Genomic DNA, 12,985 nt, shown 5'->3' on the forward strand with positions numbered 1-12,985 from the left:
GGGATTAAAATATGTCAATTAAACCTTTAAGAGTAAGTGAAGTTAATCAATATATAAAGAGAACTTTTGCAGGTGATCCAATTTTATCTAATATATCAGTGGAAGGAGAAATATCCAATTTTAAACATCATTATAGTGGGCACATGTATTTTTCATTAAAGGATGATAAAGGAAAAATCAAATGTGTTATGTTTAGAAATGATAATAGTTCCATATCAATGGAACTAAAAGATGGTATGAAGGTAGTGGTTAAAGGATACATTTCAGTTTTTGAAAGAAATGGAAATTATCAACTATATGTTAAGAGCATAAAAGAAGAGGGCTTAGGAGAATTATATATAGCTTTTGAAAAACTAAAAACTAAGTTAGAAGAGGAAGGACTTTTTGCTGAAGAATATAAAAAAACTATACCTTATTTTCCTAAAAAAATCGGTATAGTTACTTCATCTACTGGAGCAGCTATTAGGGATATAATTACGGTTATAAAAAGGAGATTTCCAATAGTTGAACTTATAATATATCCTGTCTTAGTTCAAGGAAAATCTGCGCCTTTAGAAATATCTAGAGGGCTGAAATATTTTGATAGTAGAGACGATATAGATTTAATAATCACTGGTAGAGGTGGGGGGTCGATAGAAGAGTTATTTGCCTTTAATGATGAAGGGTTAGCGAGAACTATTCATACAATGGACAAGCCAGTTATTTCGGCTGTAGGTCATGAAACAGACTATACAATATCGGATTTTGTTGCGGATTTAAGAGCACCAACACCATCAGCTGCTGCAGAACTAGCGGTACCAGAATTAAATTTGATGAAAAAAGAATTAAAAGATAATTTTTTAAATTTAGTAGACAGTTTTAACTATATAAAGGAGAGTAAATTAAAAGAAATAGATTATCAAAAAAATAAACTGACCTATAACAACCCTATTTCTAAACTTAATGACGATAAACAATATCTAGATACTTTGTTTAAAAAGCTTGTTACAGTATATAATTTTAAAGTAAGTGAATTACATAGTAAAGTTGATAAACTTGGAGATAAGCTAAATATTTTAAGTCCCATATCTTCAATAAATAGAGGATACGGACTGATATTAGATAATAAGGGACATGTAATTAAAACTGTTAATGATATAAAAGAAGAAGAAAAATTAAGCATTTTACTAAAAGATGGTATAGTTGAGAGTAAGGTGGTAAAAGTTAATAAAGGAGAGTTTAAAAATGGATTTAACTAATTTATCATATGAAGAGGGTTTAAAAGAATTAGAATCTATAATAGACAGCCTAGAAACCGGAGAATTAACTTTAGAAGAGTCTTTTAACAAATTTAAAAAAGGAGTAGATCTATATAAATATCTGTATGAAATACTTAATAAAGTAGAGGGAGAAATAAAAATTATTATGGAAGATGAAGAAAGAGAAGAAGATTTCCAGCTGGAGGGTTAATTATATGAGCTTAATAGATGAAATTGATCATTTGAAGGAAGTTATAGATGATGAATTAAATAGAATTTTTGTTAATAAAACAGGATATCAAGAAAAAATATTTCAAGCTATGAAATATAGTCTTTTTACTGGAGGAAAACGAATTAGACCTATACTTTTACTAAAGAGCTGTGAAATGATTAGTGGAAGTTATGATGAAGCAATTCCTTTTGCATTGGCTTTAGAAATGATTCATACTTATTCCCTTATTCATGATGATCTACCATCTATGGATGATGATGATTTTAGAAGAGGAAAACCGACAAACCATAAAATCTTTGGGGAAGCTATTGCAATACTTTCGGGAGATGGACTTCTTAATTTGGCATATGAAATAATGATAGAAAATACAATTTTATTTTCAAAAAACAGAGAAGATTACTATAAGTTTTTATTAGCTTCCAAAGAAATTAGCAAAGCTAGTGGTATAGATGGTATGATTGGCGGACAAGTGGTTGATATATTGTCAGATAGCGAGTCTATAGATAGTTTAGAATTAGAATTTATGTATAGATGTAAGACAGCAGCATTAATTGAGGCAGCAGTAGTTTCAGGAGGAATTATTGGAGGGGCTAATGAAATAGAAATAGATAATTTACGAAAATATGGACGTTGTATTGGCTTAGGTTATCAAATAAGGGATGATATATTGGATATAGATGAAGATAGGGCAATAAATAAAACAACCTATTTATCTTTTAATTCTCTTGAAACAGCAAAGGAAAAAGTAGAATATTTAAGCAAGGAAGCAAAACTATCTTTAGAAATTTTTAAGGATAATAATATTACTTTTTTAGAAGAGATTGCATATTATTTAATTAATAGGAATAAATAGTTTTTTTGTATCATTGAAATAAAAAATATTCTATGCTATAATTATGCTTAGCTTAGAGTGGTGCAGTATTCTAGTCAGCACAGCTATTCTCGAAGGCGGGGCTAAAAATCCGTCGAAGGGCATATCGATGAAGTTCCTAATCTCGGCTTTCGACGCCCAGTTGGGGGCCGTTATTGGGAGTAAGAGAGATGGGGCGATCTGCAATGGCATGCAGGCGTTGACCCTACTCTCGTGGAGACTTATCCTATAATACGGAAGGATAAGATAAACCTGCAAAGTAAATTCTATTACTCGCAGTGTAGCCTGCCTTGAGTGAAGTGGGCAGAAGATAATGGAAAACTAAACTTTCCAAAGGGCCCAGGAAAGTTAGGTTTTGTTATCGAAACCCATTTTGCAAAAGAGGCTAAGGAATAGACTGGCTGTTTGAGGAAAACTCCTAGACTGTTCTATTTAGGAGATATACTAGGGATTACAGTGCGGTCTAAGTGGTAATCTAGTTTCACTATTTGGCGACAAAGTGAAGATAAGATTGAAGGGAAACCGCTAATATGGCGACATGGAGTTCTTATCTGGGAAATCCTGCTAGACCTTAAGCCGTAAGATTTACTTAGTATATCACCACTCAAAAAGCTGATAGCATTTGCTATCAGCTTTTTATTCTTATAGGACTTTTCAAACCAATAATAATTTGGAGGTTATCATTAAATGAGAAGAAAAAGTGATGATGCTATATCACATAAGCAAACTAAAAAATGGGTTATTGTTATTTCTGTGTGGACATTTGTAATGGCCATTTTTTTTAGCTTAATAACTGAAAAACTTATGAAGAATTTAGATGTGTTTTTTGCATTCATAATATTAATTATTATTATACTATTAGGTATTCTATTTGATATAATAGGAATTGCGGTAACAGCCTCAGATGAAAAACCTTTTCATTCTATGGCTGCAAATAAAGTAGAAGAAGCAAAACATGCTATAAAACTTATTAAAAACGCAGGACAAGTATCAAATTTTTGTAATGATGTTATTGGAGATATAAGTGGTATTGTAAGTGGTTCTGCTGGAACAATTATTATTTATAATCTTATAAATAAATATAATATTAAAAATGGTACTATATTAAGTATAATAATAACAGCCTTGATTGCCTCTTTTACTGTAGGTGGAAAAGCCGTAGGGAAAGAAATAGCTATAAATAATTCTGAAAAGATTATATTTAAAATGGCAAAAGTACTAAATTTTCTAGAAAATAATTTTAAAATAAAATTATTTAAAAATCAAACGAAATAAATATAGGAGAGATTATATGAAGAAAGAAAGGATAGATATTTTATTAGTTGAAAAAAATCTTGTCAAATCCCGAGAAAGAGCAAAGAGAATTGTTATGGAAGGAATAGTATTTGTAGATGGACAAAGGATTGATAAACCTGGAGAAAAAGTAGCTATAGATAAAGAAATATTAATAAAAGGAAATCCAATTCCTTATGTAAGTAGGGGAGGACTAAAATTAGAAAAAGCTATAGATAGTTTTGATATAGATTTAAAAAATAAAATAGCTATAGATGTCGGAGCTTCTACAGGAGGATTTACAGATTGTATGCTTAAAAATGGTGTAAAAAAAGTATATGCGATAGATGTAGGTTATGGACAAATAGATTGGAATCTAAGACAAGACGATAGGGTAGTTGTAAAGGAAAGGACTAATATAAGATATGTCACAAAAGATGATATAGGTGAGTTAGCAGATTTTGTTTCTATAGATGTTTCTTTTATTTCTTTAAAGTTAGTATTACCTGTAGTTAAGGAGCTTATAAATAATGATGGAGAAATTATTTGTTTGGTTAAGCCACAATTCGAGGCTGGCAAAGAAAAAGTGGGAAAGAAAGGCATAATAAGGGATAGTAAAATTCATGAAGAAGTATTAAATAGTATTTATGAGTTTTGCGAAGAAATAGATCTTCAAGTTAAAGATGCCACATATTCTCCAGTAAAAGGAACTACCGGAAACATAGAATATTTATTTTATTTAACAAAGGGGCTAGATAAAACGCATGATAAAACTAAAGAAAAACTCAAAGAAATTGTTGAAAAATCTCATATAATGTTATAATCATTATAAAATAATGTTATTAATTCTTTTGTAATTTTAAAGTTATTGCATAAAATAATTAAGGTTTTAGTTGAGTTAAGAACTCTTCCTAAATAGTCTTACTTTAAAGGAGGCAAAATATGAAGAAATATGGAAGGCAGAGAAAAATTTTAGAACTAATAGAGACTTATGAAATAGAGACTCAAGAAGAATTAGCAGATCATCTAAAAAGGACTGGCATTGATATTACTCAAGCTACTATTTCTAGAGATATAAAGGAATTAAGATTGGTTAAAGTCTTATCTAAGAGTGGTAAGTATAAATATGCTGTTATGGATGATAGTACTGAAGGAGCCACAGATAGACTTATAAAAATATTCAAAAGCTCCATCACAAGCTATGATGTAGCTGGCCATATTTTAGTTATTAAGACTTTACCTGGTGCAGCACAAGTTTGTGCTTCAGCTATAGATACATTAAAAATTGAATCTGTTGTAGGAAGTATTGCTGGAGATGATACTATATTTGTTGCTATTAGTGATATAGAGCATATTGATTCCGTAGTAAAAACTTTCCAAGGTTTACTCAATTAGTTGGAGGGAATTTTATGATTGTAGAACTAAATATTGAGAATTTTGCTATCGTAGAAAGATTGAATATAAATTTTACTAAAGGACTCAATGTATTGACAGGAGAAACAGGTGCGGGAAAGTCAATAATTGTAGAAGCAATTAGTTTGATTTTAGGAGGAAGAGCTAATAAAGATTTAATAAGGACAGGCTATGATAAAGCTATTTTAGAGGGACTTTTTTTTCTCGAAAAACCTAAAAAAATAGAAAGAATTTTAAATCAATATGGCATTGAACAAGATCGTGGTAATTACATACTTATAACTAGAGAACTGCATGCAACAGGTAGAAGTGTTTCAAGAATTAATGGAAGAACAGTAACAGTTAATATGTTAAATAATATTACAAAGCATCTAGTTGATATTCACGGACAACATGAACATCAATCTCTTTTAAATGTAGAAAGGCATATTGATATTATTGATTCTTTTGGAGATGATTCTTTTAATGAGTTAAAAGAAAAAATAAAATCTGATTATATTAGAATTTTAAATTTAAAGAAGAAATTAAAGAGTTTGTCTTTAGAAGAAATGGAAAGAGATAGGGAGATTGATATTTTAAAGTATCAAATAGAAGAAATAGATAGTTCAAATTTATCTGTGGAAGAGGATGAAAATATTTTAATAGAGTATAATAAATTAAATAATGCACAAAACATTGAATCCAATCTAGGTAAATCTGTAAATATTCTTCAATCAAAAGAATATGATAGTTTTTCTACAATAGATAGTTTGAACGAGGTTATTAATTTAATCGAAGAGATAAAAGATAATGATATACAATTAGAAAAAATCTATAATGAACTTATTAATATTAGTTTTGAATTACAGGATATTACAAGGAACTTAAATAATTATATGGAAAATATAGTTATAGATAAAGAGCAATTAGATTTTTTAGAAGATAGGATTAATACTATAAATAAATTGAAAAAGAAATATGGAAATAGTGTACAGGAAATTTTTATATATAGAGATAAAATATATTCAAAACTTCAGCTTCTTTTAAATATAGAAGAGGAAATTCAAGATATTAATAAAAAAATCAAAAAAGTTGAAGAGGCTTTAAAAATTAATTGTGAACTATTATCTGAGAAAAGGAAACTAATTGGTTCAAACCTTGAAAAAGAGATTTTCAGAGAATTACAAGAGCTTAATATGAAAGATGTAGTTTTTAAGATAAATTTTGAGGAATATGATTATTTTACAATTAGTGGTCTTGATAAGGTTGAATTTTTAATATCTACAAACCCAGGTGAAAAATTGAAACCTCTCTCTAAAATTGTTTCAGGAGGAGAAATGTCTAGAATAATGTTGGCTTTTAAGTCAATTTTAGCTGAATATGATTATATACCCTCCCTTATTTTTGATGAGATAGATACAGGAATTAGCGGAAGAACTGCTCAGATTGTAGGAGAGAAGATTAATAATATTTCAAAAAAACATCAAGTAATTTGCATTTCTCATTTGCCTCAAATTGCTGCACTTGCAGATACTCATTTTTCAATATCAAAAAAAATAATGGAAGACAAAACTATCGTTAAAGTAAAAAAATTAAATTACGAAGAAAGGATTAATGAGTTAGCAAGATTATTAGGTGGAGTAGATTTAACAAATACAACAAAGTTACATGCAAAAGAAATGTTAGAATTGACCAAAAAAATAAAAAAAGGTTTCTGAAAACACTTTATATTAAATTATAAAGTGTTTTTTTCATTTTAAAACCATAGTTGAATGTACTTTACATATGTATAAATAATTACAGAGAATAAATAAGAGCAAAAAAGGCTACATTATAGTTGCAAATAATATTTTCTTGGAGGTGAATATGAAAAGGGGAATTTTGGGGAGAGTGATTATACTTGCCAAAGCATCTCAAATATAGAAAACAAATATCTATTTTATTCTTAATCTTTATATTTTTTTACTTCATCCAAGCATGGAGTGTTTTTTATTATCCTCAAGAAATAAATATTATTAAAGGGGAAAAAAAAGATTTTCAAGTATTTTTCCCTTATACTTTAAAAATATCACAAGATAGTAATGATATTGTAAATATAAAAGATTATCAAAAAATGGGATTATCTTTAAAAAAATCCTACAGTTTTGATACTTTAGAATCTGGTATAGCTAAATTACAATTTAAATTATTTGGGATAATACCAGTTAGAACCGTAGAAGTAAATGTAGTGGAAAGGGCACATTTAGTACCTGGAGGTAATTCTATTGGGGTTAGATTAAATACAAAAGGAGTTCTTGTAGTATCTATAACAGATATTGTAGGAATAGATGGAAAAAAATACAATCCAGCAAAAGAATCGGGAATAAGGCCAGGAGACAATATTATTGAAATAGATGGTAAGCAAGTAAAAGATGCTGAACATGTAGTTGAATTGCTAAATAATATACAGAGTAATAAAGTGTCCATTACAATTGAGAGAAACAATATTAAGTTTACTACAGATGTAGTGCCTGTTAAAAGCATTCAGGATAATTGCTATAGGCTAGGAATATGGGTAAGGGATAAAACTGCAGGAATAGGCACGCTTACTTTTTATAATAAAGATACTAATAAGTTTGGAGCTTTAGGTCATGGAATAACAGATATGGATACAGGAAAGCTATTAAATGTTAAAAACGGTAAGATAATGGGTGCAAAAATTTCAGAAATAGAACAAGGCAAAAAGGGAAATCCTGGTGAAATACGGGGAATATTTTATGAAACTGAAAATGTTTTAGGAGACATAACTAGAAACACTCCTTTTGGAATATATGGTAATATTGATAGTACTTCTATAGAAACAAATAAAACAAAATCACTACCTGTAGGATTCAAAGAAGAAGTTAGAGAAGGGAAAGCTTATATATTGACCACTCTAAATGATAATAAAATTGAAAAATTTGAAGTGGAAATAATTAAAACTCAAAATCAATCAAGTCCTGAACAAAAAAGTATGGTTTTGAAAGTTACAGATAAAAAGTTACTACAAAAAACTGGTGGAATAGTTCAAGGCATGAGTGGAAGTCCTATAATACAGGATGGAAAAATAATTGGAGCTGTTACCCATGTTTTTGTAAATGATCCTACTAAAGGTTATGGATTATATATAGAATGGATGTTAGAACAAACAGATATAAGTATTAAAAATAAGAAAAATTTTGCAGAAAATAGGGAAAGATAGGTTATATTCTATCTTTCCCTATTTTTATTTTAAAATATTTTTAAAAGAATTAGAAGGATATGACATTTGTTTGTCGAATAAATATATGTGCTCAATAGACAATATTTAACTTATATATACAGGGGGGTAATTATTTTGGAAAAAATAAAAATACTTGTTGCTGACGATAATAAGGAGTTTTGCGACATATTAGAAGAATATTTAGTACAGCAGGAGGATTTTGAAGTTATAGGTTTTGCTAAGGATGGATTAGAAGCATTAAATATGATTAGTGAAAAAAAACCAGATGTTTTAATTCTAGACATAATAATGCCACATTTAGATGGTTTAGGGGTTTTAGAACGGTTAAATATGATGAATTTAGAGAAAAAACCTAAAGTAATAGTTCTATCTGCTGTCGGACAAGATAAAATAACTCAGAGAACAATTGAATTAGGAGCGGATTATTATGTAGTAAAGCCTTTTGATTTTGAAATATTTATGAATAGGTTAAGGGAAATCTCTGGCATGTCCAATGATGATGGAAATGTTAAAAGATACATTCATATACCTAAACAGATGCCTGCAAACGTAGATAATACTAAAAGTATGGAGGCAAGAATAACAAATATCATTCATGAAATAGGAGTACCAGCCCATATAAAAGGTTACTTATATCTAAGAGAGGCCATAGCAATGGTAGTGGAAGATGTAGAACTATTAGGTGCAGTAACCAAAGAGTTATATCCCAATATAGCTAAAAAATACAATACAACACCTAGTAGAGTAGAAAGAGCTATTAGACATGCAATAGAAGTAGCTTGGAGTAGAGGAAAAGTAGATACTATAAATAGTATTTTTGGATATACTGTTCATACAGATAAAGGGAAGCCTACAAATAGCGAATTTATAGCGATGGTTGCCGATAAATTGAGATTAGAGCAAGAAATGATGGAAAATAAAGCATAATTCAAATAAATCCCCTAGTATACTAGGGGATTTATTTTATAATAATTAATCATAATTGACCTTATCATAATTGATAATAAAATATAATAAAATAAAACATAACTAAAGCCTTAAAAGAAAAGGAAATTTATGAGTCTTTAGTTAGAAGTGAATTAAAAAAATTTTATATAATCCAATATTATGCTATAATAAGTTGAAGAGTTATATATTAGTTATAAAATATTTATTTATTAAATAGATAACTATTATATGTATAGTAGATTTGGAGGATTATTATGTACATTAAAGGAAAAATAAAAAAAGATAAAAAAACAAAGAATTTAACTAAAAGATTAAAACCAGGAGACATAGCTATGATTTGTCACAAGGATTTAGATGAAATTGCAGCTACATCTTTAGTTGAGAAAAAAATTAGATGTGTCATTAATACAGAAAAGACCATAAGTGGTCGTTATCCTAATAGAGGACCTACTATATTGTCAGAGGCAGGCATACCTATATTTGAATCAATAGATACAAAGGTATTTGATTTAATTAAAGAAGGAAAAATAGTTGAAATAAAGGATAATAAATTAATATGTGATGATAAGGTTATTGGAGATTGTCAATTATTAGACGACAAAGCAATTGAAAATCAACTTTCAATAGGATATGAAAATTTAGAAAAGGAATTGGATCTATTTATTGAAAATACATTAGATTATGCAAAAAAAGAAAAGGGTCTTGTAACAGGGAAAGTTCCAATTCCAGATATTAAAACAAAAATGAATGGAAGACATGCATTAATAGTTGTAAGGGGTAAAGATTATAAAAGAGATTTACAAGCCATACAAGCATATATAAATGAAGTTCATCCAGTTCTAATCGGTGTAGATGGAGGTGGAGATGCATTATTAGAATTTGGATATACACCAGATATAGTTATAGGAGATATGGATAGTATAAGTGATAGATGTTTAAAGATGAGTAAAGAAATAATAGTTCATGCTTATACTAATGGAAAAGCTCCAGGTCTTGAAAGAGTAGAGGAACTTGGATTAGAGGCAATTATATTCCCATCACCTGGAACAAGTGAAGATATTGCTTTACTTCTTGCTTATGCAAATAATGCAGATTTAATAGTAGCGGTAGGGACTCATAATAATATGATTGACTTTCTAGAGAAAGGTAGAAGTGGAATGGCTAGTACTTTTTTAGTAAGAATGAAGGTCGGTTCTAAATTAGTTGACGCAAAAGGAGTAAATAAATTATATAAAAGCCATTTCAAATTAAAATATGTTATTGGCTTAGGTCTTGCTGCTTTAATACCTATATTAGTGATTACAATGATGTTTCCTCCTATGCAGGAGCTTATGCAACTTATAAAAATTAGACTTAAAATAATGTTTGGAATATAAGGAGTGATATTTTGATACCAAATATGAAATTTTATGTAATATCAATTGTATCAATATTTTTAGCTTTAGCTATCGGTATTTATATAGGTTTTACTTTAGATGCTCAGAATTTCTTAGTAGAACAAAAAGAAGATATAGCATCGAAATTAGAAGAAAAATTTGATTATTTACGTAGTGAAAATGAAAATTTTAAAAAAGAAATAGAGAAGATGGAAGTTAAAAATTCTCAGTATGAAAAATTTAATGAAACTGTATATCCTGAAATAATCAAGAATAGACTATCAGGTACAAAAGTGGCAATAATTGAAACAAATGATGAATATATTTATTCAGGAATAGGTAAAACTTTAGAAATGTCAGGAGCTACTGTTGTCAATGTTACAACTATAAAAGATAAGTTTTTAAATGAGGATACTTTAAAAGAGGCTTATTTAAAAAGTGGTATAGATAAAGATGAACTAAAAGAAAACGTAATTGGAAAAGCTATATCTGATTTATCTACAGCTATTATTTCAGATGGGAATGAAGAAGTCATTAAATATTTTGAAGAATATGGATTGCTAAATATAATAGGAAATATAGATGAGCCAGTTGATTATGTAATTATAGCAGGTGGTAGTGACAGTAAAGATATAGAGAGAATAAATATACTCGATAAAACTATTATAGATTCAGTAAAAAAAATGGAGTTACCTATAATAGGTATCGAGAAAACTACAGTAAAGAATTCTTATATGAAAGAATATAAAGACTATAGAATATCTACTGTAGACAATGTAGATTCTATAATAGGAAAAGTTGCTTTAATTATGTCTATGGAAGGAAGACCAGGCAATTATGGTGTAAAATCTAGTGCTGAATCTTTACTTCCAGATCCTAGTTATGCTATTTCAGAATAGGAGGATTTTATGAAAAAAGGAAAAATAGTTGCAATAATTCCAGCTTATAATGAAGAAGATAGGATAAAAGAAACAATAGAGGATTTAAAAAAAGTTGACTTAATAGATAATATTGTTGTAATAGATGATGGTTCTACAGATTCTACATCAAGTATTGTAGAAAATATGGGAATAGATTTAATTAAATTAAATAAAAATAGAGGTAAAGGGTTTGCAATAAAAGAAGCTGTAAAGAGAGTAGATTATGACTATTTAGTTTTAGCTGATGGAGATTTAGGAAAAACTAGTAATGAAATTGAAAAGCTTATTTATCCAGTTTTAAATAATGAAGCAGATGTTGCTATAGCTAAATTTCCTAGGCCTTTAAAAAAAGGTGGCTTTGGATTTGTTAAGAGATTAGCAAAAAGAGGTGTATATATTCATACAGGTAAGAAAATAGATACTACATTATCAGGACAAAGGGTTTATAAAAGAGAGGTTGTTCAAAAAATTAATTATATACCTGATAGATTTGGAGTAGAAATAGCAATGACAGTAGCTACCTTAAGAGAAGGCTATTCTATTAAAGAAGTAGATGTAAACATGAGACATAGAGAAACAGGAAGGGATTTTAAAGATTTCATCCACAGAGGAAAACAATTTTTTGACATTTTAAAGACTATAATAATACTGTTTTTTAGAAGGTGAATTTATGAATGTATTTAAAATTAATATAATTAGTTTATTAATTAGTACTATAATAGCCTTTATAGGCACTCCTTTTATTTTTAACATGTTGAAAGATGGTGATTGCCTATGTTTAAATTATAAAAAAGAAAGCATTCCTTCTAGTATGGGTTTATTGTTTGTTATTGTGCAAACTATTACAGTTGTTTTAATAGGACTTTATGTAAAAAAGGATCTTATTATAATAATGTTGTATTTAGTAGGCTTTATATTAATTGGACTTGTAGGATTATTAGACGATTTAATAGGCGATGAAAAGGTAAAAGGATTTAAAGGACATATTAAGTCCTTTTTTAAAGGTACTTTGACAACTGGTGGACTTAAGGCAGGCATTGGATTCCTTATAGCATTGATAATATCTATATATATATCGAATGGTGTATTGGAGGTAGTAGTTAATACTTTAGTAATTGCATTATTCACCAACTTAATAAATCTTTTTGATTTGAGACCGGGGAGAGCTTCAAAAGTTTTTGTTATAATGTCTATTATTCTAATGTTAACATCTATAGACAATTATTTTTCTTTTATACTATTTTCTTTTTTCGGTATATTAATTAAATATTTACCTATGGATTTAAAAGCTAAATGTATGATGGGAGACGTAGGTTCTAATACACTAGGTCTTACTTTGGGTGTTTATTGTGCTTATACCCATAGTTTAAATAGTAAAATAATTTATTTGACAATTTTAATAATAGTTCAAATGCTTTCAGAAGCTATTTCTTTTTCTAAGGTTATAGAAGAAAATAAATTTTTAAGATTTATAGATAATTTGGGTAGATAAGGG

At 28.4% G+C, this 12,985-nt stretch carries 13 protein-coding genes; all 13 read left to right on the forward strand.

From position 1 onward, the window contains the following. Nucleotides 1-11: 11 nt before the first annotated feature. A complete protein-coding gene (gene xseA / locus FYJ27_RS03965; protein ID WP_154483472.1) occupies nucleotides 12-1,238 on the forward strand; it encodes an exodeoxyribonuclease VII large subunit in 1,227 nt (408 codons plus the stop codon). After that, a complete protein-coding gene (gene xseB, locus FYJ27_RS03970; RefSeq protein ID WP_154483475.1) occupies nucleotides 1,225-1,449 on the forward strand; it encodes an exodeoxyribonuclease VII small subunit in 225 nt (74 codons plus the stop codon). The genes xseA and xseB overlap by 14 nt, the downstream gene beginning before the upstream one ends. 4 nt (nucleotides 1,450-1,453) lie before the next feature. After that, complete coding sequence (locus FYJ27_RS03975) at nucleotides 1,454-2,323, forward strand: polyprenyl synthetase family protein (RefSeq protein ID WP_154483478.1); 870 nt, start codon at nucleotides 1,454-1,456, stop codon at nucleotides 2,321-2,323. Between the two features lie 705 nt (nucleotides 2,324-3,028). Beyond that, nucleotides 3,029-3,616: a CNNM domain-containing protein gene (locus FYJ27_RS03980; protein ID WP_154483480.1), complete on the forward strand. Its 588-nt coding sequence runs from the start codon at nucleotides 3,029-3,031 to the stop codon at nucleotides 3,614-3,616. A 16-nt stretch (nucleotides 3,617-3,632) separates the two neighbouring features. Beyond that, nucleotides 3,633-4,436: a TlyA family RNA methyltransferase gene (locus FYJ27_RS03985; protein ID WP_154483483.1), complete on the forward strand. Its 804-nt coding sequence runs from the start codon at nucleotides 3,633-3,635 to the stop codon at nucleotides 4,434-4,436. 119 nt (nucleotides 4,437-4,555) lie between these two features. Further along, nucleotides 4,556-5,008 carry an arginine repressor gene (locus FYJ27_RS03990; protein WP_154483486.1) on the forward strand — a complete coding sequence of 151 codons (453 nt, stop codon included), beginning with the start codon at nucleotides 4,556-4,558 and terminating at the stop codon, nucleotides 5,006-5,008. A gap of 14 nt (nucleotides 5,009-5,022) precedes the next feature. Then, nucleotides 5,023-6,723, forward strand: a complete 1,701-nt coding sequence (gene recN / locus FYJ27_RS03995) for a DNA repair protein RecN (protein WP_154483489.1) — start codon at nucleotides 5,023-5,025, stop codon at nucleotides 6,721-6,723. Between the two features lie 182 nt (nucleotides 6,724-6,905). After that, nucleotides 6,906-8,225, forward strand: a complete 1,320-nt coding sequence (spoIVB, locus tag FYJ27_RS04000) for a SpoIVB peptidase (RefSeq protein ID WP_154483492.1) — start codon at nucleotides 6,906-6,908, stop codon at nucleotides 8,223-8,225. A gap of 135 nt (nucleotides 8,226-8,360) precedes the next feature. After that, nucleotides 8,361-9,173, forward strand: coding sequence for a sporulation transcription factor Spo0A (gene spo0A, locus FYJ27_RS04005; RefSeq protein WP_154483495.1), 813 nt, complete (start codon nucleotides 8,361-8,363; stop codon nucleotides 9,171-9,173). Between the two features lie 275 nt (nucleotides 9,174-9,448). Beyond that, on the forward strand, nucleotides 9,449-10,570 hold the full coding sequence (gene steA, locus FYJ27_RS04010) for a putative cytokinetic ring protein SteA (RefSeq protein WP_154483498.1): 1,122 nt from the start codon (nucleotides 9,449-9,451) through the stop codon (nucleotides 10,568-10,570). Between the two features lie 11 nt (nucleotides 10,571-10,581). Then, a complete protein-coding gene (locus tag FYJ27_RS04015) occupies nucleotides 10,582-11,469 on the forward strand; it encodes a copper transporter (RefSeq protein WP_154483501.1) in 888 nt (295 codons plus the stop codon). A gap of 9 nt (nucleotides 11,470-11,478) precedes the next feature. Beyond that, nucleotides 11,479-12,156 (forward strand): glycosyltransferase family 2 protein, encoded by a 678-nt coding sequence (locus FYJ27_RS04020; protein ID WP_154483504.1) that lies wholly within the window; start codon nucleotides 11,479-11,481, stop codon nucleotides 12,154-12,156. 4 nt (nucleotides 12,157-12,160) lie between these two features. Then, complete coding sequence (locus FYJ27_RS04025) at nucleotides 12,161-12,982, forward strand: MraY family glycosyltransferase (RefSeq protein ID WP_154483506.1); 822 nt, start codon at nucleotides 12,161-12,163, stop codon at nucleotides 12,980-12,982. The last annotated feature ends 3 nt before the right edge of the window (nucleotides 12,983-12,985 follow it).

Source organism: Anaerosalibacter bizertensis (assembly GCF_009696605.1).
In the GTDB taxonomy this organism is placed as follows: Bacteria; Bacillota; Clostridia; order Tissierellales; family Sporanaerobacteraceae; genus Anaerosalibacter; species Anaerosalibacter bizertensis.